The sequence below is a fragment of the Corynebacterium sp. HMSC22B11 genome, assembly GCF_001815965.1.
Classification (GTDB): Bacteria; Actinomycetota; Actinomycetes; order Mycobacteriales; family Mycobacteriaceae; genus Corynebacterium.
Genome location: NZ_KV823508.1, coordinates 1 through 24,754, shown reverse-complemented (window position 1 = coordinate 24,754; position 24,754 = coordinate 1). Strand labels below are relative to the sequence as shown.

At 64.9% G+C, this 24,754-nt stretch carries 22 protein-coding genes; 5 read left to right on the top strand and 17 right to left on the bottom strand.

Annotated elements, in window-relative coordinates; all coding sequences use genetic code 11:
• Positions 1-22 precede the first annotated feature (22 nt).
• Entirely contained in the window at positions 23-403 is a 381-nt protein-coding gene (locus HMPREF3088_RS07665) for a DUF3817 domain-containing protein (RefSeq protein WP_070759174.1), read from the top strand.
• A gap of 75 nt (positions 404-478) precedes the next feature.
• On the opposite strand, the gene HMPREF3088_RS07660 is transcribed toward HMPREF3088_RS07665, so the two are convergent.
• From HMPREF3088_RS07660 to clpS, 9 genes are all read right to left on the bottom strand, one after another.
• Positions 479-1,834, bottom strand: a complete 1,356-nt coding sequence (locus HMPREF3088_RS07660; RefSeq protein ID WP_070759173.1) for an amidohydrolase — start codon at positions 1,832-1,834, stop codon at positions 479-481.
• An 82-nt stretch (positions 1,835-1,916) separates the two neighbouring features.
• A complete protein-coding gene (locus HMPREF3088_RS07655; RefSeq protein WP_070759172.1) occupies positions 1,917-2,555 on the bottom strand; it encodes a non-canonical purine NTP pyrophosphatase in 639 nt (212 codons plus the stop codon).
• 32 nt (positions 2,556-2,587) lie between these two features.
• Positions 2,588-3,361 carry a ribonuclease PH gene (gene rph, locus HMPREF3088_RS07650; RefSeq protein ID WP_070759171.1) on the bottom strand — a complete coding sequence of 258 codons (774 nt, stop codon included), beginning with the start codon at positions 3,359-3,361 and terminating at the stop codon, positions 2,588-2,590.
• 21 nt (positions 3,362-3,382) lie between these two features.
• Positions 3,383-4,177, bottom strand: coding sequence for an MBL fold metallo-hydrolase (locus tag HMPREF3088_RS07645; protein ID WP_070759193.1), 795 nt, complete (start codon positions 4,175-4,177; stop codon positions 3,383-3,385).
• Between the two features lie 155 nt (positions 4,178-4,332).
• Positions 4,333-5,187: a glutamate racemase gene (gene murI, locus HMPREF3088_RS07640; RefSeq protein WP_070759192.1), complete on the bottom strand. Its 855-nt coding sequence runs from the start codon at positions 5,185-5,187 to the stop codon at positions 4,333-4,335.
• 184 nt (positions 5,188-5,371) lie between these two features.
• Complete coding sequence (locus HMPREF3088_RS07635) at positions 5,372-5,956, bottom strand: rhomboid family intramembrane serine protease (RefSeq protein WP_070759170.1); 585 nt, start codon at positions 5,954-5,956, stop codon at positions 5,372-5,374.
• A gap of 69 nt (positions 5,957-6,025) precedes the next feature.
• Positions 6,026-7,195, bottom strand: a complete 1,170-nt coding sequence (locus HMPREF3088_RS07630) for a P1 family peptidase (RefSeq protein WP_070759169.1) — start codon at positions 7,193-7,195, stop codon at positions 6,026-6,028.
• 1 nt (position 7,196) lies between these two features.
• Entirely contained in the window at positions 7,197-7,871 is a 675-nt protein-coding gene (locus HMPREF3088_RS07625; protein ID WP_083317363.1) for a DUF2017 domain-containing protein, read from the bottom strand.
• A 35-nt stretch (positions 7,872-7,906) separates the two neighbouring features.
• Positions 7,907-8,212, bottom strand: a complete 306-nt coding sequence (clpS, locus tag HMPREF3088_RS07620) for an ATP-dependent Clp protease adapter ClpS (RefSeq protein ID WP_148812702.1) — start codon at positions 8,210-8,212, stop codon at positions 7,907-7,909.
• Between the two features lie 202 nt (positions 8,213-8,414).
• Here clpS and HMPREF3088_RS07615 point away from each other — a divergent pair, with 202 nt between their 5' ends.
• The 3 genes from HMPREF3088_RS07615 (at position 8,415) to HMPREF3088_RS07605 (ending at position 13,549) form a co-directional block, all read left to right on the top strand.
• On the top strand, positions 8,415-9,752 hold the full coding sequence (locus HMPREF3088_RS07615) for a nicotinate phosphoribosyltransferase (RefSeq protein WP_070759190.1): 1,338 nt from the start codon (positions 8,415-8,417) through the stop codon (positions 9,750-9,752).
• A 73-nt stretch (positions 9,753-9,825) separates the two neighbouring features.
• Positions 9,826-11,829 carry an ATP-dependent DNA helicase gene (locus HMPREF3088_RS07610; protein ID WP_070759167.1) on the top strand — a complete coding sequence of 668 codons (2,004 nt, stop codon included), beginning with the start codon at positions 9,826-9,828 and terminating at the stop codon, positions 11,827-11,829.
• A gap of 148 nt (positions 11,830-11,977) precedes the next feature.
• Entirely contained in the window at positions 11,978-13,549 is a 1,572-nt protein-coding gene (locus tag HMPREF3088_RS07605) for an AMP-binding protein (protein ID WP_070759166.1), read from the top strand.
• Positions 13,550-13,642: 93 nt separating this feature from the next.
• Here the strand turns inward: HMPREF3088_RS07605 and HMPREF3088_RS07600 are convergent, their stop codons facing one another.
• The 4 genes from HMPREF3088_RS07600 to nrdF form a co-directional block, all read right to left on the bottom strand.
• Entirely contained in the window at positions 13,643-14,509 is an 867-nt protein-coding gene (locus HMPREF3088_RS07600) for an aminoacyl-tRNA hydrolase (protein ID WP_246818114.1), read from the bottom strand.
• Complete coding sequence (serB, locus tag HMPREF3088_RS07595; protein WP_070759165.1) at positions 14,509-15,897, bottom strand: phosphoserine phosphatase SerB; 1,389 nt, start codon at positions 15,895-15,897, stop codon at positions 14,509-14,511. Before serB ends, HMPREF3088_RS07600 begins: the two co-directional genes overlap by 1 nt.
• 98 nt (positions 15,898-15,995) lie before the next feature.
• The gene (gene ctaD / locus HMPREF3088_RS07590; RefSeq protein WP_070759164.1) at positions 15,996-17,693 is read right to left on the bottom strand and encodes an aa3-type cytochrome oxidase subunit I; all 1,698 of its coding nucleotides are present in this window, start codon (positions 17,691-17,693) and stop codon (positions 15,996-15,998) included.
• Between the two features lie 307 nt (positions 17,694-18,000).
• Positions 18,001-18,996, bottom strand: coding sequence for a class 1b ribonucleoside-diphosphate reductase subunit beta (gene nrdF, locus HMPREF3088_RS07585; protein WP_070759163.1), 996 nt, complete (start codon positions 18,994-18,996; stop codon positions 18,001-18,003).
• Positions 18,997-19,244: 248 nt separating this feature from the next.
• Here nrdF and HMPREF3088_RS07580 point away from each other — a divergent pair, with 248 nt between their 5' ends.
• Positions 19,245-19,736, top strand: a complete 492-nt coding sequence (locus HMPREF3088_RS07580) for a ferritin (RefSeq protein WP_070759162.1) — start codon at positions 19,245-19,247, stop codon at positions 19,734-19,736.
• A gap of 129 nt (positions 19,737-19,865) precedes the next feature.
• Here HMPREF3088_RS07580 and nrdE read toward each other — a convergent pair whose 3' ends face one another.
• The 4 genes from nrdE to nrdH form a co-directional block, all read right to left on the bottom strand.
• A complete protein-coding gene (gene nrdE / locus HMPREF3088_RS07575) occupies positions 19,866-22,025 on the bottom strand; it encodes a class 1b ribonucleoside-diphosphate reductase subunit alpha (protein WP_070759188.1) in 2,160 nt (719 codons plus the stop codon).
• A gap of 90 nt (positions 22,026-22,115) precedes the next feature.
• Complete coding sequence (gene nrdI, locus HMPREF3088_RS07570) at positions 22,116-22,550, bottom strand: class Ib ribonucleoside-diphosphate reductase assembly flavoprotein NrdI (protein ID WP_070759161.1); 435 nt, start codon at positions 22,548-22,550, stop codon at positions 22,116-22,118.
• 7 nt (positions 22,551-22,557) lie between these two features.
• Positions 22,558-23,892, bottom strand: coding sequence for an MFS transporter (locus HMPREF3088_RS07565; RefSeq protein ID WP_070759160.1), 1,335 nt, complete (start codon positions 23,890-23,892; stop codon positions 22,558-22,560).
• A 326-nt stretch (positions 23,893-24,218) separates the two neighbouring features.
• A complete protein-coding gene (nrdH, locus tag HMPREF3088_RS07560) occupies positions 24,219-24,449 on the bottom strand; it encodes a glutaredoxin-like protein NrdH (protein WP_070759159.1) in 231 nt (76 codons plus the stop codon).
• Between the last annotated feature and the right edge of the window lie 305 nt (positions 24,450-24,754).

The window sequence follows — 24,754 nt, the reverse complement described above, 5'->3', positions numbered from 1 at the left end:
AACCGTAGAGGAAGAACTTGAGATGACGCAGCCAGCCTCGCCCCAGCCAGCGGGCGCCCAGATCCACCCGGCACGCCAGCAGCGGGTCGCAAAGGCCCTGAAGTGGTACTCGGTCATGGCGATCGCCACCGGTATCTGGCTGCTCGTGTTGGTCGTTGAGATGACCTTCAAGTACTTGATCCTGGGCAGCGATAACACCCCAGCCTGGTTCTCCTATATCGGCCCGGCCCACGGCATCTTCTTCATGCTCTACTGCATCACCTGCCTGGATCTGGGCACCAAGGCACGCTGGGAGCCCAGTAAGTGGCTGACCACCATCCTCGCCGGTGTGGTTCCGCTGCTGAGCTTCTTCGTCGAGCACAAGCGTCGCGTCGAGGTCAAGGAAGCTTTCGCTCTGAACTAACCGACGGCGTTGCGGTGCCGGCGGACCCCCGGCACCACCCCGCTCCTCCTCTCCGGGACTTATTAATCGCCCGGTTTAGTCGCCCGGCGCAGTCTCGATCTGTGCCGCGGCGATTTCTTTTTCCGTCGGCTGCTGCCGCAGTTCCTCCGGGCTGGAGGTATCCGGCCAACTGCGCCGCAGGCAGGCCAGAATCGCGACCGCCGCGGCCTCCGTAGCCACCGGCAGCGTGCCCAGGTCAGGAAGGAAGCCCGGGTTGTGGTTCGTCGGAATGTCGATATCCAACCGGCCCGCTTCCTCGGCCCGCTGCCACTGGCGCCGCGGCGTAATGCCCACGGTCCACAGCAGATAAGGCACCCCGAAGTGCTTCGGGATCACCGAGAAATCCTCGGAGGCCGTCCACGGCTCCATGTCCAGGCTGTTCTTGCTGAAGCGCTCGTCGAAGGCGGGCCGCACGGTCTCGAAGACCTCGGCCGCATTGTCGGTCGCCCCCAGCATGCCGACGAATTTAAAGCTCGGCTCCCGGTCCGCGCCCGCTGCCTGAGCCTCGGCGCGCACGATCCGCTTGATCGCGGCCACCACGCGCTTGCGCAGATCCTCGTCGTAGAAGCGGCAGCTCAGAGAGATCTTCGCCGAGTCCGGGATCACGTTATTGGCCTTACCCGCCTCCACGGACGCGACCGTGACCACGGCGAACTGGCCTGGCGGAACCTCCCGGGACACGATCGTCTGCAGGCGCATCACGGTGGATGCGGCCAGCACCACCGGGTCGACCGAACGGTGCGGCATAGAGGCGTGCGCGCCGCGCCCGTACAGGGTGATCTCGATGGTGGTCGAGGAGGTCATCACCGGGCCCGGCGCGGTGTAGATCTCGCCCGCAGGCCCCGCGACGACGTGCTGAGCCAGGCACACATCCGGGCGCGGAATGATCTGGTCCAGCCCATCGGAGACCATGCGGTGCGCACCCACCGCGGCCTCCTCCGCGGGCTGAAAGAGCGCGATGACGGTGCCGGACCAGTCCTGCCGCGTCGCATCCAGGATCGCCATGGCACCCAGCAGCGAGCTGGTGTGGTGGTCGTGGCCGCAGGCGTGCATCGTCGGCACTCGCTGGCCCTCCGCGTTGAGCTGGGAATGCTTCGAGGCGTAGTCCACCTCGGTGGCTTCGGCGACGGGCAGGCCATCGAAGTCCGCGCGCATCAGCACCGTCGGGCCGTCGCCGTTGCGCAGCACTGCGGTGATGCCGTAGCCGCCGATGCCGGTCGTGACCGCCCAGTCGGGGAAGCGCTGCAGCTCCTCCTCGATACGCTGGGCCGTCTGCTCCTCGGCCCCCGAGAGCTCTGGGTGGGCGTGGAGGTGTTTATACAGGTCCTCCTGCCAGCTCAGATCCGCCGCAGCGTTGGCGACGATCGTGCTCGGGGTGGGTGGAGTGGTCACGGTGCACTTCCTTTCTTGCGTTCGACCTTATTGCGCGCTGGGTGCCCCGGTGGCGTTTTCGCCCACGCGGGACCCGGCTGGTCTACTGCGCGGACTGAGCCAGCGCACGCAGCGCCGGGACCAGCTGCTGCAGCGCCTTGCCGCGGTGGGAGAGCTCGTCCTTACGCTCCGGGGTGAGCTCCGCCGAGGACTGCCCCGGCGCTTCCGCAGGCTCGAAGAGCGGGTCGTAGCCGAAGCCGTTGGTGCCCTGCTCAGCACGCAGAATCCGGCCCTCCCACTCGCCGGTAACTGCCACCTCGGGCTCCAGGCCGGCGGCATCGGCAATCTCGGAGGGAACAGCGAGCACGCAGGAGGAGACGAATCGGGCGCCACGTCGGTCGTCGGGAACGTCGGAGAGCTGGGCTAACAGCAGCCGGTTGTTCTCGGCGTCCTCCCCGTGGGCCCCGCACCAGCGGGCCGAGAGCACCCCGGGCATGCCGTTGAGCGCGTCGACGGACAGGCCGGAATCATCCGCGACGGTGGGCAGGCCAGCATGTCGCACCCCGTCGAGGGCCTTGATCCGGGCGTTGGCCTCAAAGGTCGCGCCGGTCTCCGGGGTCTCCGGATACTCCGGCACGTCCGCAAGGCTGAGCAGCTCGATGCCCTCGACGTTTGCCGCCGCGAGCACCCGCTGCAGCTCCGCGAGCTTCTTCTTATTTCTGGACGCCACCAGCACCTGCATTGCGTCCTCCTTCCGCGTGGTCTGTGGGGGTTCTAGAGCGTGACCGGGCCGGAAGCCGGGTCGGTGTTCAGTGCGCGCTCTTGCAGCTCGATCAACTGGTGCAGGCCGCCCTCGGCCAGGTCCAGCATCGTGTTGAGCTCCGCGCGGTCGAACTCCGCGGCCTCGCCGGTGCCCTGGATCTCCACGAAGCGGCCGGCCTTGGTCATCACGACGTTCATGTCCACGTCTGCCCGCGAGTCCTCCTCATAGGGCAGGTCGAGGCAGGCCACGCCGTCGATGATGCCCACGGAGACGGCAGCGACGGGGTCGCGCAGCGGCGTGCCCGGCACAACACCCTGCTCCTGCAGGTAGGCCAGGGCATCGGCGAGGGCGACGTAGGCACCGGTGATCGCGGCGGTGCGGGTGCCGCCGTCGGCCTGCAGGACGTCGCAGTCGATGGCGATGGTGTTCTCGCCCAGCTCGGTCAGGTCCACGGCGGCGCGCAGGGCGCGACCAACCAGGCGGGAGATCTCGTGGGTGCGACCCTTGACCTTGCCGCGCATGGACTCGCGCGGCATGCGCTCGTGGGTGGCAGACGGCAGCATCGCGTACTCCGCGGTGAGCCAGCCCTCGCCGGAATCCCGCTTGAAGCGCGGCACGCCGAGCTCCACGCTGGCGGTGCACATCACCCGGGTGTTCCCGAATTCGACGAGCACGCTGCCTGCCGGGTTGGTGGTGAACCGGCGGGTGATTCGGATGTCGCGCAGCTGGTCGACGCTGCGGCCATCGGCGCGGGTATGGGTGCTTTGTTCTGGCGTATTAGACATGCCAGCCAGTGTAGCGGGCGCTTAGTGCTGTTCGCTGATGCGCAGACCCGGCCGGGCAACCTCGATCGGCCCCGTGTAGTGGCGGGCGGCCGCGGCGACCGTGGCGGCCTTATCCCCCCATGGCGGAATGTGGGTCAAAACGAGCCGGCCCACGCCCGCTGCCTGGGCGGCCTCGCCGGCCTCCGCGCCGGAGAGGTGCATGCCCTCCGGCATGGTCGCTGCCCCATCACCCCAGGTCGCCTCGCAGACGAGGACGTCCGCCCCCGCGGCGATGCGCGCCAGGGCCGGGGTCGGCGCGGTGTCTCCGCTGTAAACCACGGAGAAGCCGGAGGAGTCCTCGAAGCGGATGATGTAGGCCTCGGTGGGGTGGATGGCGTCCGCGGCATAGATCCGCAGGTCGCCGATGGTGTGGTGCGGCCAGGTCTCGGCGTCGAAGTCGCTCTCCGGCCCGACAACGTGGTCGAGGACCTCGAAGGTGTCGGTGAGGTCGTCCGGCGCCTCCGGGGAGTCGGCGCTGGCCTGGCCGATGTGCTTGGCGGCGATGCTCGGCCCGATCAGCTTGTGGCGGGTGCTCGCCGGCGCGAAGGGGTGGTAGCGGCGCCACACCAGCAGGCTCGGGACGTCCGAGCAGTGGTCGGCGTGCATGTGGGAAAGGACGACGTGGCAGTCTGAGGGGTCGATCCCCTCGTAGCGTTGCATCTGCTTGAGCACCCCCGAGCCCAGGTCCACGACCACGCCCTCGCCCGCCGCGCTGCGCAGGAAATACCCCGAGGCCGCGGCCGAGGGGCCGGGCACGCTTCCGGAACAACCCAACACAAGCATCTCCATAAGTGGACATTGTTTCACGACGCCCGGCGTTTTTCGATATTTGGGCAAGCTTTTGATCAGGTTTCCTTCAGCGGGGTGGTTTCCGGGCTGTCCAGGACCGACTCCGGGGCGGTTCCGTCGCGCCCCAGGGGCTAGAACAGGGACTAGCGCAGCAGCTCGGGGATTTGCGACACACTCGTGATCTTGGGACCCAAGAAGCGCTGTGCGAGCTGAGCAAAGCGGTGCGGGTCCCCGGTGGATTCGAAGGACAAGGTGGCGTGGCGCTCCGGGTCGTTATCCGCCAGTTGCCCGCTTTCTGCCAGCGTGCGGTAGACCATCTTCGCGGTCTCCTCCGCGGAGTTCACCAGCGTGACGTCCTCCCCCATGACGAACTGCACCACCCCGGTGAGCAGCGGATAGTGCGTGCACCCCAGCACCACGGTGTCCACCCCGGCCTCCTTCAACGGCTCGAGGTACCCTTCCGCCAACGCGTGGATCTGGCGGCCCGAGGTGATCCCCCGCTCCACGAAGGGAACGAACTGCGGACAGGCTTGGGCAACGGCGGTGACGCCCGGACTAGCAGCAAAGAGGTCCTGGTACGCCCCGGAGGTCACCGTCGCCTGCGTCCCGATCAGGCCGATGCGGTTGTTCCGGGTTGCAGAGACGGCGCGGCGGACCGCGGGGAGGATGACCTCGACGACCGGGATCGGGTATCGCTCGCGGGCGTCGCGCATGAAGGCCGCGGTGGCGGTGTTGCAGGCGATGACGATCATCTTCACCCCGCGGGCAACCAGCTCGTCGGCGACCATGCGGGCGTACTCGCGAACCTGTGCGATCGTCTTATCCCCATAGGGCGAATTCGCGGTATCCCCGATGTAGATGATGGATTCGTGCGGCAGTAGGTCCACGATCGTGCGCGCCACGGTGAGTCCGCCGACCCCGGAGTCGAAGATCCCGATGGGCGCGTTGTTGTGGGATTCCTGCTCCGCCGCGCTGCCGCCGTCCGCCTTCTCCGCCATGTGCATGCTCGGTCCTTCCTTAGTTATTCTCGCGGTCTTAGTTTAACGACGTCGCTCACGGCCCCACGCATCCATGCGCCGGCCGCGTCCTGTGACTGGTGAGCCGGGGTGGTGGGGTCGCAAGGATTGGTTAGAGTACCGGGGATGAGAATGCGTCGCCAGGGGCGGTGCGAAACGGGCGCGACTACATACCCAGGGAGGCCCGGCCCGCGGTGCGCACGGCACGGGTGGCGGTGGGCATCTTCGGCATCAGCCAGGCGGCGAGAATGCCGGCCAGCGCCCCGCAGAGGTGCCCCTGCCAGCTAATGGCCTGGTCAGTGGGCAGAATCCCGGTCCACAGGGAGCCGTAGAGCAACAGCACCACGACCCCGCCGGCCAGCTGGCTGAGCTTCTTGGTAAAGAGTCCGCGGGTGATGAGGAACGCGACCCAGCCGTAGATCATGCCGGAGGCACCGACGTGAACGGTGCCCGCGCCACCAATGAGCCAGGTCCCCACCCCGCTGGCGAGCAGGATGATCAGGGAACTGCGCCAGAAGACGCGTCTGCCTGACCAGCAGATCATCGTGATCAGCACAACCGCAGTCATGGAGTTGGCGATGAGGTGATCCCAGCCCCCGTGCAGGAAAGGCGCGGCGAACACACCGAGAAGGCCGTAGGGATCACCGGGCCGGATACCGAAGGCGTTGAGTCCGTACCCCAGCATCATGTTGATGACCTGGACAATCCAGGCCACCGCCACGAGCCGCAGGGCGAAGGCGAGGTTCGGCATGCTCAGGCTCCTGAACTTTAGGGGGTGGTACCACCCCGGCGCGGTGACGGGATGAAGCCGTGGGGTTCTTTAACAGCCCACGATACTGCGCCAGGAGGGGTGCTCGTAGGCGGGCTCTGCCGCCAGCACGGCGTGCACGATAGCCCGTTCCACGCAGTTGGCGGCCGTGGCGGCGAGCACGGACATGCCCACGGCGTCCACGCTGCCGCTACGGATACCGGTGGCCAGCCCAAAGAGGGTGTCCCCGTCCATGGGCATGTGTGCTGGGCGGATCGCGCGTGCCAGGCCGTCGTGAGCGGAGAGCGCCAGGCGCTTGGCCTGCGCCTTGGTGAGCGGGGCGTCCGTAGCGACCACGCCAATGGTGGTGTTCAGCTGCGGGCTGCCGCTGCCGGGCTGCCCGTCGCCCGGTGCGGGGAATTTGGTGCCCGCGAGGTTCATTCCGCGCAAGTGCGCCGCGGCCTCCTCGGAGACCGGCGTGATCGAGGCGGCGCCGAACTCACCGGCCAGCTCTGCATCGAAGCCCCACAGTCGCCCGGTGGCGGGGTTGAAGACCGCGCCCTGCGGGTTGACGACGATGCCCACAGCCACCGTCGCCCCGCTGAGTGCCGCGAGCTCGCCCGGCAGTTCCGGGAGTACCGCGCTGGCCTGCCCGAATCCGCCCTTCAGGGCACCGGCGGAAGCTCCCAGTCCAGCACCGAGGTTGCCCGATGCGGTAGCGGGGGCGAAAGCTGCATCATTCCCGCCCTGCCCGCGTGGTGGTTCCCCGTCGCGGGCGATTGTTGCACTGCGCAACGCGGCCTCGGCGGCCGCCGCGCCGGTCTCCGGGCTGGGGCGGGAGTCCCAGCGGCCCAGCAGCAGGTCGAAGATCACCGCACCCGGCACGATCGGCACGATCTTCTCGGGTGCGTCCTCCCCCAGCACGGGGAAGCCGATGCCCGCCGCCTCCAGGGCGGCCATCGCGCCGTCGGCGGCTGCAAGGCCGTAGGCAGAGCCACCGCACAATGCGATGGCGTGAACCTGCTCGACCGTATTGTGTGGCTCCAACAGATCCGTCTCGCGGGTGCCAGGCCCGCCACCACGCACATCGACCGAGGCAACTGCCCCGGCAGGCGCGGCGATGATCGTGGCCCCGGAGTCTCCGGCCCCACCCTCACTGATCGCGTGCCCCACGCCGAGGCCACGGACGTCGATAAGCGAGTTGCTGGGCCCCGGCTGGGCGCCGAACAATTCGGCGGACATCCTAAAACTCGCCCGTCGGTCGGTTGCCCGGGCCGTGTTGCCCCTCCGGCCCTTCACCGCGGCCCTCGTCCGGATTCTGCGGATCGTCGCCGTCCGGGTTGTCCATCATCTCTGCGGGCGGCTCCCCCCTCATCGCGCGCAGCAGGCTGTCCTGGTGGAATGCCAGCCACGAGGTCAACTCCTTGGCCGCGTCAACCCGATCCGGCCCCTCCAGCCCGTGCAGCGCGGGCTGGCAGAGCTCGTGATAGTAGTTCCGCACGTCGTTGATGGCCGAGAGCCACGGCTGGACTTCCTCCTGGCTCAGGGTGATGTTCACCGAGCCATCCGGGCCAATGTGTTCGGCAATGAGCGCGAGGTTCATCAACTTACTCTTGATGATGTCGGTCTCGTTGAGCTGCCGGGTCAGCGCGGCATCCCCCTCGACCTCCTCGGCACCGTCTGCGAAGAAGTCCGGCAGAATTCGCGCAAGCGCCGGGCTGCTCGGTGGCTCCGAATGACCGCTGGCCATGCCGGTCAGCTCCGCTAGCTCATCCTTTGGCGCGGTGCGCACCCGCTCCATCAGGGCGTCGGCGACGGTGGCGGCGCAATTACCCAAGGTCTCCCGTTCCAGGGGGTTGAGCTGGGTGACGAAGCGCGTGCCACGCAGCATGCCGGTCTTCTTCTTCCACGGTTCCATCTGTGGGGAGTCCTCCTCGCCTCGCGGGATGCTTACTAGCCTGCCGCCTGCTCCATCGTGGCCCACAGGCCCGCTGTGTGGAGCTTCTTGACATCTCCCTCGACCTTATCGCGCTCGCCGGACGAGACCACGGCCTTACCCTCGGTGTGGACCCGCATCATCAACTCGGTGGCCTTCTTGCGGGAGTAACCGAGCACGGTTTCGAAGACGTAGGTCACGTAGCTCATGAGATTGACGGGATCGTCCCAACAGATGCACTGCCACGGCAGATCGGCATCCGCGAGGGTCTCGGGTCGTTTCTCCGCAACTGGGGTTGCGCTTGGTGCAGCCGGGGAAGTCATGCCCCCAAGGATACCGTCGCCACGGCGGGGCAGCGAAGGCATCGCGATGGAATATTTCTTTGCCTGTCCGCACCGCTCGCTAGAGTGTGAGTATTCGCCGAGGCCATTCATCGGCCACGGCACCACCTGAAGAAGAAAACGCGTAGGGATCCACTTGTCTTCCACAGCCCAGAACCCACAACAAGACGCCGCCTACGGCTCGATCGGCCACCTCGACCCATACCTCTCTGCACCGCGCTCTTCCGCCCTGCTCACCGATAAGTACGAGCTGACCATGCTGGAAGCCGCTTTGCAGGACGGTACGGCCGAGAAGCAGTGCGCCTTCGAGGTCTTCACCCGCCGCCTTCCCAACGAGCGCCGCTACGGGGTCGTCGCCGGCACCGAGCGCGTCCTCCGCGCGATCCGGGACTTCGTCTTCACAGAGGCCCAGCTGGAAAACCTGGACTTCCTGCAGCCCGAGACCCTGGAATACCTGCGCAACTACCGCTTCCGAGGGCAGGTGGACGGCTACCTGGAGGGCGAGGTCTACTTCCCGCACTCCCCGATCCTCACCGTCCGCGGCACCTTCGCCGAATGCGTGATCCTGGAAACGGTGATCCTCTCCATCCTCAACGCAGACTCCGCCGTGGCCTCCGCGGCCGCCCGCATGGTCACCGCCGCCAATGGTCGCCCCATCATCGAGATGGGCAGCCGCCGCACCCACGAGTACGCGGCCGTATCCAGCGCCCGCGCCGCCTACCTCGCCGGCTTCGACGCCACCTCCAACCTCGAGGCCGCCTTCCGCTACAACATCCCGGCCTCCGGCACCGCAGCGCATGCCTGGACACTGCTGCACACCCACCCGGATGGAACCACCGACGAGGAGGCCGCCTTCCGGGCACAGATCGCCGCCCACGGCGTGGGCACGACCCTGCTGGTGGACACCTACGACATCGCCGAAGGCGTGGAAACCGCCATCCGCGTGGCCGGCCCGGAGCTCGGCGGGGTGCGCATCGACTCCGGCGACCTCGGTGTGCTCGCCCAGCAGGTCCGCGACCAGTTGGATTCCCTGGGCGCGCACAACACGAAGATCATCGTCTCCAGCGATATGGATGAATTCTCCATCGCCGCGCTGCGCAGCGAGCCGGTGGACGGCTTCGGCGTGGGCACCTCCGTGGTCACCGGCTCCGGGGCGCCGACCGCCGGACTGGTCTACAAGCTCGTCGAGGTCGAAGGAGCACCGGTGGCGAAGCGCTCCCGCGGCAAGGACTCGCGGGGCGGTGCGAAGGCAGCGATCCGCACCTGCCGGGACACCGGCACCGCCGTCGAGGAGATCACCTTCCCCTTCGGCGAGGCCCGCCCGGATACCGGCATCCTCGAGGCCATCGAGCTCTCCGTCCCGCTCATCCGCGATGGCGAGCCAGTGGATGGCCTGCCCACCCTCGAGGATTCCCGCCAACTGCTGGCCGACCGGCTAGTCTCCCTGCCGTGGGAGGGCCTGGCCCTATCCCGCGACGAGCCGGTAATCAGCGTCCGCCACGTGCCCCACACCCAGGGCTAACTGGGGCAGAAACCGGCCAGCTCCCCGACCGGTCACCAGTACCTTTCCCGTTACTCGTAGAAGAAGTGCTCCCGTGAGTTCCACCCAAGACCTCCTCGCCACAGCCGTCGCCAGCATTGGCGGTGCGCCGCGCCCCGGCCAGCAAAAAATGGCCGATGCCGTCACCGAGGCCATGGAACAATCCACGCACCTGGCTGTCCAGGCGGGCACGGGAACGGGTAAGTCCCTGGCCTACCTGGTCCCCGCGGCGCGGCACGCCACCCAGACGAACGTCCCCGTCATCGTCTCCACCGCGACCATCGCCCTGCAGCGCCAGCTGGTGGAACGCGACCTGCCGCGCCTCTCCGACGCCCTGGAGGAGCACCTCCCCCGCCCGTTGAATTCCGCGATTCTCAAGGGCCGCAATAACTACCTCTGCCTCAATAAAATCAACGGCATCGGCGACGAGGCCATCCCCGAGGCCGAGGAGGACGCGCTCCTCGACCCCTCCCAAATCTCGAAAACGGGAGCCCAGGTGGCCCGCCTACACGAGTGGGCTCAGGAGACTGAGGACGGCGACCGGGATAACCTCGACCGCGGCGTGTCCGACACCGCCTGGCGGCAGGTCTCCGTCAGCTCCCGGGAGTGCGTCGGCGCGAGCCGCTGCCCCTTCGGCGACCAGTGCTTCGCGGAACGGGCCCGGGCGGAAGCAGCCGAGGCGGACATCGTCGTCACCAACCACGCGCTGCTGGCCATCGACGCCCTCTCCGACGTGCCGGTCCTGCCGGAGCACGACTGCGTGGTGATCGATGAGGCCCACGAGCTCGAGTCCCGCATCACCTCCACAGCCACCGCGGAACTCTCCCCCACCAATATCGCGATCCTCGCCAAACGCACCGGCAAGATCGGCCCGGACGGCACCGGCGATGCGCTGATCGAGGCGCTCGACGAGTGGGTCACCGCTCTCGACGGCGCGATCGCCACCGACGGTGATCGGATCGTCGGCCGGTGGACCGGGGTTCCCAACGGGCTAGAGGTTCCCCTCAGCGTACTCAAGGACGCGGCGTGGAAAACCAACCGACAGATCAACTCGGTACCCGCCGGCGAGTTCGCTAACGACCCGGCGAAGGCCGCCGAGCGCCAGGCCCTGCTCGTGGCCACCGAAGAGCTGAACGATACCTGCGTGCGCGTCCTCGAGGCCTCCACCGCGGATGCCGCCGCGGATCAGGAGGACCTGCTCGGAGAGGACGTCGTCTGGCTCTCTGCCGACGGCAACCGCAAGGTCGTCCGCGTCGCACCGTTGTCCGTCGCCGACCTGCTGCGGCAGCGGCTCTTCGCCCAATCTACGGTGATTCTGACGTCCGCGACCCTCGCGCTGGGCGGGAAATTCACCGCCATGCTCGCCCAATGGGGTGCGGCGAAGGATACGAAGACCCTCGACGTGGGAACCCCCTTCGACGCCCGGACCCACGGCATCCTCTACGTCGCCCGCGACCTCGCCGCGCCTGGGCGCAGTGGCCCATCCAGTGGCTTCATCGACCACGCCGCCCAGCTCATCAACGCCGCCGGTGGCCGCACCCTCGGCCTGTTCTCCTCCCGCCGGGCGGCCGAGGAGATGGCGGATCAGCTACGCAGCGTGGTTCCCTACGAGATCCTCCTGCAGGGCGAGGATTCGATGTCCAGCCTCGTGGAGAAGTTCCGGAAGGACGAGTCCGCGTGCCTCTTCGGCACCCTGGGTCTGTGGCAGGGTGTGGACGTGCCCGGCTCCGCGCTGCAACTGGTGCTCATCGACCGCATCCCCTTCCCCCGCCCGGATGACCCGCTGAAGCAGGCCCGCAAGGAGGCCGCAGATAAAGCTGGCCGCAGTGGCTTCATGGAAGTCGCTGCGACCCACGCCGCGCTGCTGATGGCGCAGGGGGCGGGACGGCTGCTGCGCAGCGTGGACGACCGCGGCGTCGTCGCCGTGCTGGACTCCCGACTGGCCACCGCGCGCTACGGCTCCTTCATCCGCGCCAGCATGCCACGGTTCTGGGAGACCTCGGATCTGGATGTGGCGCGCGGGGCGCTGCGCAGGCTGAATGCGCAGCCCGGGAAATAGCGCGCCGTGGGCTCGATGAAATCGGCCTAAAGCCCGTGGTGTGGCGTTTATCATGGTGCCAACTGCGGTTCCCGCTTTAGGTGGGCCCGCAAAAATATTTGCCTCGTACAGCGCGCGATCATCCGATGGCGCTTAGGAAGGACCAGCCATGCCAGTTCAGAGCACGCGGGAGACCATCCAGATCCCCGACGTTGGAATCTACGAATTCACCTTCGGCCAGCTGGATCCGGCGGACGAGGACAAGGTTGCGATCATCGACATCGCCGATGGCACGGAAACCACCTATCAGCAGCTGCGCAGCTACATCAACTGCGTTGCCGGTGGGCTTTCCCACCTCGGTATCCGCAGCGGCGATGTGGTCGCACTACACTGCCCCAACTCCCTGGCCTTCGTCGTCTACGCCCACGCCGTCTGGCGCCTGGGCGCGACCCTCACCCCGGTCTCCCTCCTGGCGGACGAGGCCGCCATCACCCGGCAGCTGCAAGACTCCGGCGCGCGCATGCTCGTCACGCTGGCCGCGATGGGCGATCACGCCGCCCAGGCAGCTCAAGCCGCCGGGCTCAGCGAGGAACAGGTCCACCACCTCGACCGCAATTCGGGAATGCAGCAGATGCTGGCCGAGCGGCGACACGCGCCGGAGGACATCAGTTTTGACCCTGCGACCCACCTCGCCGTCCTGCCGTACTCCTCCGGAACCACCCAGGATCCGAAGGGGGTTCGCCTCAGCCACCGCAACCTGGTCGCCAACGTCTGCCAGGCTGCGGATCAGGACCTCGTGACCCGGGAGGACGTCGTCTTCGGGGTGCTGCCCTTCTTCCACATCTACGGGCTCACCGCGCTGCTGAACCTCGCGCTCAAGCAGCGCGCCACGCTGGTGACCCAGCCGCGTTTCGAGCTGGGCAGCTTCCTCGCCTCTCACGAGCGTTTCGGCGTGACCTTCACATTCATCGCCCCACCCATCGCGGTGCTGCTGGCGAAGCACCCCCAGGTCGAGGAATTCGATCTGAGCAGCCTGCGGGCCGTGCTCTCGGGCGCTGCGGCGTTGGACACCAGCCTCGCGGAGGCCGTCCAGGAGCGCCTCGGGGTGGACGTCTACCAGGGCTTCGGGATGACCGAGTCCTCCCCGGTCACCCACCTGAACCTGGACATGAGCGTGCCCCGCGGCTCCATCGGGCTGCCAGTGGCAAACACTGAGCACAAGCTCGTCGCCGTCGAATCGGGAGAGGAGATTCCGCGGCCGAGCAACGGGCACTCGGAGGTCGGCGAGCTGTGGGTGAGTGGCCCCCAGGTGATGCTCGGCTACCTGAACCGCGACCGGGAGACGGCAGAAACCCTCGTGGACGGTGGCTGGCTGCGCACCGGCGACCTCGCGGTCCAGGACCCCGAGGGCAATGTTTATGTCGTGGACCGCCTCAAAGAGGTCATCAAGTACAAGGGCTACCAGGTCGCTCCCGCCGAGCTGGAGGCCCTACTGCTCACGCACCCGGAGGTCGCGGACTCCGCGGTGATCGGGGTCGCGGGTGAGGATGGCTTGGAGATCCCCAAGGGCTTCGTCGTGCTGCAGCAGAACGCCACGGCCACGGCTGAGGACATCATGGCCTACGTGGCCGAGCAGGTGCCGAGCTATAAGAAGGTGCGGGCCATCGAATTCATCGATGCGATCCCGAAGTCCTCAACCGGCAAGATCCTGCGTCGCGTGCTTCGGGCCCGCGAGGACTAGCGAGAGGCGGCATCGCTCGGGTCACGTCCCGAGCACTCCCCGCAGCCCTCACAGTCTCGAAATACGATCTCTCAGACCTCCGGGCGGGTCGCGCTAACGCGGAGGCTGCTGGCCGCCATAGGAGGCAGCAATAACAGTCGCGCTCCCCGCGGGGATCTCCGTGTGGCCTGCGTCGCGAACCTCCACCACCGGCCACTGCCCGCCCACCGCGGTGATCCACCGCGAGCTCGCAGCGGCAGCGTCTGCAGCGTGACGTTCCGCAAGTGCCGCGCGCTTGGCGGCGAACTCCTCGGCCGGGATTTCCCGCACGTGCACGGGACAGCCCAGCTCGAACCACGCAACCGCCTGCTTCGGGCTGAGGAAGGCAGCATAAAGCATCGACCCGTGGCCGACCTGGGCTGCGGCCTTGCCGACCGTCATGCCCAGCCCGGCGTCCACGAAAATGACTGGGTGCAATGGATCCGGTTCGGGTGCGGGCAGCGGGCCAGGTTCGGGTGGCAAGTCGGAACCCTGGATCTGCAGCTTGTTGATCCTCGGATCCACGCCATCAACGCGCCCGGGTAGGAACGCCTTCGCCATCGCACCGTGCACATTCACCTCGTGCCCAGGCAGCCCAAGAACCGCGTCCCACTTGCTGGCGCGGGCGCGGCGGGCGAGTTTCCGAATCTTCGCGCCGTACCAGCTTTTTAATGCCTGGGCCCACTCGCTGTCTTCCTCACCTGCTCGAGGGTCGAGGCAGACACGGGCGCAGGCGGAGGCAGCCGCAGCCAGGAGATCGTGGCGCAGTGGCGCATCCACCTTCGGCAGGTGCAGGACCATGGGCATAGCCTGCACGCTGCTCGGGTCTTGTGGGTCTTCGGTACCAGGGTGCCCAGCAAGGTGGACGAGCATCGCATGCGCCCGCCGGACCAGCTCCCGCTCGTCTGCTTCCAACTCCCCTGGCTCGTTGTACTCGCGCACTAGTCCTGCAGTGGCGGGCGGCGGTAGGTGCCGTCAGCCATGTCCTCGTGCTCGATCTCGGAGCGGGAGATGCCGAGCAGGAAGAGTACTTGGTCAAGGAATGGGTAATTCACGGATGCGTCAGCCACCTCGCGAAGGGCCGGCTTCGCGTTGAAGGCGATGCCCAGACCCGCGGTGGAGAGCATGTCGATATCGTTCGCACCGTCGCCCACTGCCACGGTCTGGTTGAGCTTGATGCCATTCGACCAGGCGAATTCCTTGAGGGACTCGGCCTTCGCGCGGCGGTCGATGACCGGGCCGATCACGCGACCCGTGAGCTTGCCTTCGCGGATTTCCAAGGTGTTGGCTCGGGCGAAGTCGAGGCCCAGCTCGCGGGCCAGCGGCTCGATGATCTGAATGAAGCCGCCAGAGACCACGCCAGTCTTGTATCCCAGGCGCTTGAGGGTACGAATCGTGGTGCGCGCACCCGGGGTGAGCTTAATGTCGTTGGCGACCTTCTCCACGACAGACGCATCGAGCCCAGCCAGGGCCTTGACGCGCTCGTGGAGGGATTCCGCGAAGTCCAGTTCACCACGCATGGCTCGCTCGGTAACAGCGGCGACCTCGTCCTCGCGGCCGGCGTAGGCCGCCAGCATCTCAATGACCTCCTGCTGGATGAGGGTGGAGTCCACGTCGAAGCAGATCAGGCGCTTGCTGCGGCGAGCCAGGCCGGCGCGCTCGACTGCGATGTCGAGGTGTAGCTCAGCGGTGAGCTCGGAGACTGCCTTGCGCAGCTCCACGCCGCCACCCGGGCGGGGATTAGCGACGGTGAAGTGAATCTCCAGCCCGGTGACCGGGTAATCGGCGATCCCGCGAATCGTATCGATATTCGCGTCCTCGGCGGCCAGCGTTTGTCCGATGCGCTGGACGTCCTCGGCGGTGATTCGGCGCCCGAGCACGACCATGACGTGGGAGGGCATCGGCTTGGTCGCCATGGCCTCCGTGTCCGTCTGGATCTGCACGCTCATGCCGAGGGCCTCCAGGTCGGCGGGCAGCTCGTTGTTCAGGGTGGCCAACGTATCAGCGTCGACGCCGACGAGGGCAGCGAGGGCGAGATTGCCGCGGAAGACGGATTGCTCGACGTCGATGAGCTGGACGTCGTGGGCAGCGAGGCTGCGGAAGAAGCGGGCGGTAACGCCGGGCTTGTCGTCACCCGTGACGGTGATGACGGCCGGTTCGCAGCCGTTATTCAGGATGGATTCCAGCTCTTCGGGGAAAGCGAGCCTCGTGGGCTGGAGATTATCGACTGGGGTGGAGTTATTTGCGCTAGTCACACCCACGATTGAACCACAGTGGCTGTGGCAAGGAGGATCCGCTACCCCCGTTTTTCGGCAAAAGAAAAACCACACCCTGCGTAGTAAGGGTGTGGTTTGCGCTCACAGCACCTCAGTGCTGGAGTATGCGCCGCGGCCAGCTGGCTGCTGGCCCCGGCACCGTGGCCGACTTCTTAGAAGTGGCGGCCGACGTGAGCCTCGTCGCGCATGCGCTTGACCATGTGCGGGTAGTGCAGCTCGAACGCTGGGCGCTCGGAGCGGATCCGCGGCATGGAGGTGAAGTTGTGGCGCGGCGGCGGGCAAGAGGTTGCCCACTCGAGGGAGTTGCCGTAGCCCCATGGGTCATCGACGGTGACGACCTCGCCGTAACGGTAGGACTTGAAGACGTTCCACAGGAACGGCAGCACGGAGACGGCCAGGATCAGGGCACCGATGGTGGAGACCTGGTTGTAGCCGGTGAAGCCGTCGGTCGGCAGGTAGTCCGCGTAACGACGCGGCATACCGGAGTTACCAGCCCAGTGCTGAATCAGGAACGTGGTGTGGAAGCCGATCATGGTCAGCCAGAAGTGCAGCTTGCCCAGACGCTCGTCCAGCATGCGGCCCGTCATCTTCGGGAACCAGAAGTACAGGCCAGCGAAGGATGCGAAGGCAACCGTGCCGAACAGGGTGTAGTGGAAGTGCGCAACCACGAAGTAGGTATCAGACAGGTGGAAGTCCATTGCCGGGCCAGCCAGCATGATGCCGGTCAGACCACCGAAGAGGAAGGTGGCGAAGAAGCCCAGTGCGAACATCATCGGGGTTTCGAAGGTCAGGCGACCGCCCCACATGGTACCGAGCCAGTTGAAGAACTTCATACCGGTCGGGACTGCAATCAGGAACGTCATGAAGGCGAAGAACGGAAGCAGAACCGCGCCGGTGACGAACATGTGGTGTGCCCACACAGCCATGGACAGAGCAGCGATGGACAGGGTTGCGAAGACCAGGCCCACGTAGCCGAACATCGGCTTGCGGGAGAAGACCGGGAAGATCTCGGAGACGATGCCGAAGAACGGCAGAGCCAGGACGTAGACCTCAGGGTGGCCGAAGAACCAGAACAGGTGCTGCCACATGATGGCGCCACCGTTGCCCGGATCGTAGATGTGGCCGCCCAGCTTGCGGTCGTAGAGAACACCCAGTGCGGCAGCAGCCAGCAGTGGGAAGATCAGCAGGACCAGCAGGGAGGTAACGAAGATGTTCCAGGTGAAGATCGGCATGCGGAACATGGTCATACCCGGGGCGCGCAGCACCAGGATGGTCGTGATCATATTCACACCGGAAAGAATGGTACCGACACCACCGACGCCGACACCCACGATCCACAGGTCAGAACCCAGGCCCGGGGAGTGAATAGCGTCTGCCAGTGGCTGGTACATGGTCCAGCCGAAGTCAGCCGCGCCGCCCGGGGTGAGGAAGCCGGTCAGCATCAGGACACCACCGGCGGTGGTGAGCCAGAAGCCAAAGGCGTTCAGACGCGGGAAGGCCACGTCCGGTGCACCAATCTGGAGCGGAACGATGTAGTTAGCGAAGCCGAACACCATTGGGGAGCCATACAGCAGCAGCATGATGGTGCCGTGCATGGTGAACAGCTGGTTGAACTGCTCCGGGGACAGGAACTGCATGCCCGGATTGAACAGCTCGAGACGGATAAGCAGGGCCATGAGGCCACCAACCAGGAAGAAGGTGAAGGCCATCATGAGGTACATGATGCCCAGCAGCTTGTGGTCGGTGGTCGTCAGCGCATGCCAGGCAAAGCTGCCTCGGCGCCCATGGCCAGACGGTTGTGGGCGTTCGGGAGCAACTTGCTGTGGTTCCCGTGGCGCGACCGCGGTCATTGATTCCTCCTGACTACGCAGTGTCGAGGGGTTTTCCCTGACACTCCAAAGAATTTTGGCCTTCTCAGAGCCCTCTTCTGACTGCGAGAGCATTAGCTTCCTTGCAGCCCAGAAAGGGTCCCTACACGAAGGGTTGGTGCTATGTTATCCCCTTTTCCCGAATATAAGAAGCCGGGTGGCGGGAAACCTCCAGTTCCTTCACAGTTTTGGGGGTAGTTCCAAGGTTTCTCCACGCTTAAAAACACCAAACGGCCGTTTCGCTGCACCTAGCGAGCCGGCCGTTCGTGTTATGGGCTGGAGCGCGGAGCTAGAAGTCCCAGTCGTCGTCGGTGGTGCTCTCCGCCTTACCGATGACATAGGAGGACCCAGAGCCACTGAAGAAGTCGTGATTCTCGTCGCCACCCGGGTTCAGCGCGGCGAGGATGGCAGCGGAAACGCGGGTCTCCTCTACCGGGAACAGCCCGTCATAGCCAAGGTTGTTCATCGCCTTGTTGGCGTTGTAGCGCAGGAAGCGCTTCACATCTTCGGTCCAGCCGATCTCGTCGTAGATGGACTCGGTGTATTCGACCTCATTGTCGTAGAGGTCCAGCAGCTGCTCGACGACGAAGCCCTTCAGCTCCTCCTGGCGCTCCGGGCTCTCGTTCTCGAGGGCTCGCTGGTACTTGTAGCCGATGTAGTAACCGTGGACGGACTCATCGCGGATGATGAGGCGGATGATGTCCGCGGTATTCGTCAGCTTGCCCATGGAGGACCAGCGCATCGGCAGGTAAAACCCGGAGTAGAAGAGGAAGGACTCCAGCAGCACGGAGGCAATCTTGCGCTTCAGCGGATCGTCGCCCTTGTAGTACTGAAGGATGATCTCACCCTTGCGCTGAAGGTTTTCGTTCTCCTCGGACCAGCGGAACGCGTCGTTGATCTCACGAGTGCTCGCCAGGGTCATGAAGATCTGGGAATAGGACTTCGCGTGAACCGACTCCATGAAGGCGATATTGGTGAGCACCGCCTCCTCGTGCATGGTGGTCGCTTCCGGGATCAGGGAGACCGCGCCGACCGTGCCCTGGATGGTGTCGAGCATCGTCAACCCGGTGAACACGCGCATCGTCGCGTTCTTCTCCGCATCGTTGAGCGTGGCCCAGCTCTGGATGTCGTTCGAGACGGGTACCTTTTCTGGCAGCCAGAAGTTGGCCGTCAGCCGATCCCATACCTCGAGGTCACGGTCGTCCGGAACCTCATTCCAGTTAACGGAACCGATGATATTCCCCGCCTTGTGCTGCGCAGGGGACTGAGATGGCCTAGCAGGCATAAACGCGCATTCTCCTCATCTGAACTCGGCAGAGTTCCCAACTTTCCAACCGCTGACCTGCGCGTATAGTGCGCGGTGAGCGAAATGAATACATACCTACTCTACCCGTCAGGGCTCTTCACCGCACGGCGTGGTGGCGGGTACCACTGGTTCGCAATCCAGCATTGCGTGCCAGTCCCGGCGCTCGTTCCACCACCATCGTCGCTTCCCCCTAGTCACACGCCCCACCGTCCAGTAATATTGCTGCTATGAGCATCAATCAAAAGCTTGAAGAAGCACTCAATAATCAAGTCATCGCCGAGCACCAGGCTGCACTGGTCTACACCCAGCTGGCATACGAACTGGACCGCCTCTCTCTGACCGGCATGAGCGCGTGGATGTTCGCGCAGGCTGACGAGGAGCGGCAGCACGCCCAGCGCTTCGCCGATCACCTCATCGACCGCGATGCCCGCGTCAATCTGAAGACTATCGAGCTCCCGGAGATCAAGATCGAGAGCGCCCTGGAGGCTTTCGAGCTCTCCCTGGCTCACGAGAAGAAGGTCTCCGCGATGATCCGCGACCTCGTTCGGGTCGCCGAGGAGGTCAAGGACATCGATTCCCGACCGCTGCTGGATTCCTTCCTGAGCGAGCAGGTCGAGGAGGAGGCCACCGTTGGCGAGATCATCGACCGCCTGAAGATGGTCGGCGCCGACGGCAGCGGCCTGCTGCGGCTCGACGCCCAGCTCGGCGGCCGCGAGTAAAACACGCCTCGCCTCCTCCCCCGCCACGGTTGCGTGGCATCAGCAGGGCGCTGACTTAACAGCCCCAAGCCAAAGGGTGGTGTCGGATCATTCCGACACCACCCTTCAACTATTCAGCGCGAGCGCTCCTTAGAGCATGCAGGACACGCAGCCCTCGACCTCGGTACCGCTCAGCGCAGTCTGGCGCAGGCGGACGTAGTAGATCGTCTTGATCCCCTTGCGCCAAGCGTAGATCTGGGCACGGTTGATGTCGCGGGTCGTGGCGGTGTCCTTGAAGAACAGCGTCAGCGACAGGCCCTGGTCCACATACTTGGTCGCCACCGCGTAGGTGTCGATGATCTTCTCGTAGCCGATCTCGTAGGCGTCCTCGAAGTACTCCAGGTTCTCGTTATTCATGTGCGGCGCTGCGTAGTAGACGCGGCCGATCTTGCCCTCCTTGCGGATCTCGATCTTCGAGGCGATCGGGTGGATCGAGGAGGTGGAGTTGTTGATGTAGGAGATCGAGCCGGTCGGCGGAACCGCCTGCAGGTTGCGGTTGTAGATGCCGTGCTTCGCCACGGAGGCCTTGAGCTCCGCCCAGTCCTCGGCGGTCGGCACCTCGATGCTGGATGCGGCAAAGATCTCCTTGACCTTCTCCGTCTTCGGGGCAAACTCAGCCGGGTCGTAACGGTCGAAGAAGGCACCGGATGCGTACTCGGAGTTTTCGAAGTCGTGGAATGCCGTGCCGCGCTCGATCGCGATCTTGTTGGAGGCCTTCAGGCACTCGTACATCACGGCAGCAAAGTAGGCGTTGGTGAAGTCCAGTGCCTCCTCGGAGCCATAGTGGATGTGCTCGCGGCCCAGGTAGCCGTGCAGGTTCATCTGCCCCAGCCCGATGGCGTGCGAGTGATCGTTGCCCTGGCGGATGGACGGCACGGAGTCGATGTCCGTCTGATCCGAGACAGCGGTGAGCGCCCGGATTGCGGTCTCGATGGTCTTCGAGAAGTCCGCGGAGTCCATCGCCATGGCAATGTTCATGGAGCCCAGGTTGCAGGAGATGTCATCGCCGATGGTCTCGTAGGTGAGGTCCTCGTTGAAGACGGACGGCGTGGAGACCTGCAGGATCTCGGAGCACAGGTTCGAGTGGGTAATGCGGCCGACAATCGGGTTGGCACGGTTCACGGTGTCCTCGTACATGATGTACGGGTAGCCGGACTCGAACTGGATCTCCGCGAGGGTCTGGAAGAAGTCACGGGCGTTGATCTTCTTCTTGCGGATGCGTGGGTCCTCAACCATCTCGTCGTAGTGCTCGGTGACGGAGATGTCGGCGAAAGGCTTGCCGTAGACGCGCTCGACGTCGTACGGGGAGAACAGGTACATGTCCGCGTTCTTGCGGGCCAATTCGAAGGTGACGTCCGGGATCACCACGCCGAGGGAGAGCGTCTTAATGCGGATCTTCTCGTCCGCGTTCTCGCGCTTGGTGTCCAGGAAATTCAGGATGTCCGGGTGGTGGGCGTTGAGGTACACCGCGCCGGCCCCCTGGCGGGCACCCAGCTGGTTGGCGTAGGAGAAGGCGTCCTCCAGCAGCTTCATGACCGGGATGATGCCGGAAGACTGGTTCTCGATGTGCTTAATCGGCGCGCCTGCTTCACGGATGTTGCTCAGCAGCAGTGCCACGCCACCGCCGCGCTTGGAGAGCTGCAGGGCGGAGTTGATGGAGCGGCCGATGGACTCCATGTTGTCCTCGATGCGCAGGAGGAAGCAGCTCACCGGCTCACCACGCTGTGCCTTACCGATGTTGAGGAAGGTTGGGGTCGCCGGCTGGAAACGGCCGTCGATAATCTCGTCCACCAGGGACTTCGCCATCTCCTCATCGCCATCCGCGAGGCCGAGGGCGACCATGCAGACGCGGTCCTCGAAGCGCTCGAGGTAGCGCTTACCGTCGAAGGTCTTCAGGGTGTAGGAGGTGTAGTACTTGTACGCCCCGAGGAAGGACTGGAAGCGGAACTTCTTGGCGTAAGCCTGCTTGAACAGCGCCTTAATGAAGGGGAAATCGTACTTGTCGAGGATTTCCTTGTCGTAGTACTTGTTCTCAACCAGGTACTCGAGCTTTTCCGCCAGGTTGTGGAAGAACACGGTGTTCTGGTTTACGTGCTGCAGGAAGAACTGGTTCGCGGCCTTGTGGTCCGCGTCGAACTGAATCTGCCCGTTTTCGTCGTACAGGTTCAGCATTGCGTTGAGCGCGTGGTAGTCCAGCTTCTCGGACTCCTTGACTGGCTCTGCGACAGTCTTGCCAAAGTTCTCGGCCATCATTGTCCTCTCTTGATGTTCTTCTTTATTACGACGCCAGTAGCTGGCGGTAGTGCGTTGTTTTTAGTTTTAATGTGGCGTTCGGGGCCGTTATTCCCAGGTGCCTTCGGCGATCATGGCCTGCTTGAATTCTGCGAGGCCCTCCTTGACCCGTTCCACGTCATGCTCCGTGCCCATCATTTCGAAGCGATAGAGGTAGGACACTTGACACTTGGCTGAGATGACGTCCCCGGCGAGGCAGAAATCTGGACCAAAATTGATATTGCCAGCGGCGATGACCCCTCGCAGATAATCCCGGTTTTGCTTCTCGTTGAGGAAGTGGATGACCTGTTTGGGGACGGGTCGGGAGTTCTCCCCCACCATACCCACCCCACCGCCGTAGGTGGGCACGATGAGTACGTGGGGTTCATCGACCACCAACGGTTCCTCGTAGCGGTAGATCGGGATGCGTTTATTCGGCAGCCCGAGCTTTTGCACGAAGCGGTGCGTGTTGTTGGTCGTTGATGAGAAGTACGTGATGAGCATGTGAACTCTAAGATCCTTCTTTCTGAATGCCTTGAGCCGCATCCCCGTGATGCTCGGCCTCGATGTTTTCGAGGGCGGCTGCTGGCGTCCACGTCAGGAAACGTGGCACGACCAGGAGCATCACGATGCTCCCGATGATGACTAAGCCACCGCCTGCTGCGGTGACGGCGCCGGCCGGGTAGTGGGAGCCCGCCCAGCCGTGGAGGCCGTCCGCGATTCGGGGACCGCCGACGACGACCACGAAGAACACGCTCTGCACTCGGCCGCGTACCTCATCGGTCGCGGCTTCCTGCAGCATCGTGGAGCGCAGCACCGCGGAGAACATGTCCGCAGCACCACCCGCCGCGAAGGCCAGCAGGGCCACCGCCGCCCACAATCCCACTGTGCCATTCGCTGCAGACACGGCCAGTCCCATGACGAGGATCGCCACGCCCCAGAGCCCAACGAAGCAGCTCACGCCCAGTCCGCGGCGTTCGATTTTCGTCACCACGCCGGAGAACAGTCCACCGAGGACTGCGCCCACGGGCAGGGCCGCGAACAGTAGCGCGTACATGATGCCGCCACTGGCCTGTTCCCCGAAGTCCTCGGCGGACATCTGCGGGATAAGTGCCCGCGGCGAGCCGAAAACCATCGCGATGAGGTCGATGGCGAAAGTCATGAGGATGATCGGCTGTGTGAGCAGGAACCGGAAGCCGTCGATCACGGAGGCGATCCCCGCCTTCGCGGGCTGTCCGTCATCGGTAGTCCGCGGCGGCAACGCGGGCAGTCGGTGCACGGCGTAGAGCGTGGCGAACAGCGCCATAAAATCCAGGAAGTACAACCAGCTGAACCCGAGGATCGGAATCAACATGCCGCCCAGCACCGGACCGACGATCGCTCCGGCCTGCTGGACTGTCATGTTAAGGCTGGTCGCCGCGGCGATCTGTTGCCTGCCCACCAGGGTGGCAATGATGGCAACCCTGGTGGGCTGGTTGACGGCAAAGAATCCTTGCTGCACCGCGAATAGGGCAAGCAAGGGCCACACGGAGGCGCCACCGGTCGCCGCGAAGACCCAGAATCCTGCCGCCGAAAGAATCATGCCGGTGGTGGTGATGTGGAGCAGGGTTCGGCGGTCCATGCTGTCTGCGAGGGAACCGCCGTAGAGTCCGAAGACCACCAGCGGGACGAAGCCGCAGAGGCTGGCGAGTCCGACGTAGGCGGAACTGCCGGTCAGCGCGTAGATGTGGGCAGGAACAGCGATGATGTTGAGCTGTGCGCCGATAACGGTGACGATGTTTGCCTGCCATAGGCGGCGAAATTCGGGAACCTTCAAGGGCGTGGTGTCTACGAGCAGTTGACGCACGACGACCGTGACCTTTCTTGGTTTCCAGTGGCTTCCCCGCGTGGGTGCAGCGCTGACGCAGGGGCGCAGTGGGCCCTTCCCACCTGGGCTGTTGCATTGGGCCCGCTCCCGCGTGAGGCGAAATCAGGCATAAGTAAAGACAGCGCAAAGTTTCTAACGCTGGCGGTTGAGGTGCCGCTCCTAGCGTGGGAGGCGGCGCGGGCATCCAGCCCGCAGAATTGTGTCCCGGCCTCGCACTTCAGGCTGGGCGCGGGGCTAGAAAGTTTGAGTGAGCTGCAGCAGGATGTCCGGTGACGACGCCTCAGGCTGCTGCGACACTCGGCGACTTAGGCAGCCGCGGTGCTCAGCGCCTTGATGCGGTCTGGGCGGAAGCCGGACCAGTGGTCCTCGCCGGAGACGACGACCGGAGCCTGGAGGTGGCCGAGTGCCAGGACGTACTCGCGGGCCTCATCGTCGAGGCTGATATCGACCATCTCGTATTCCAGCCCAGCCTTGTCGAGAGCCCTCTGGGTTGCGGTGCACTGGACGCAAGCTGGCTTGGTGTAAACGGTGATCATATCCGCGCAAATCTCCTGTATCGCGCCGCCCCTGTGGGCGGAGTCTGTGGCGTGTTGACTGCCTTGAGATTACACACCTGTCACCACTCGCACAACCCGTATTGCCACAATATTTTGGGCCACATAGGTGCGCAAGACACTAGATATTGTGGTTGTCGGTATTAAAAGCGCAGGTGGTGATTTGAGCTCGCCACTACATGTTGAGCCCCGGAATACAAGATTGTAATTCCACACTCAGTATCCCCCTCTACTCCCCCGATGCACCGCCAACGGGTTAAGTAGCAAAAAGTGTGTCTGCCCGGCGT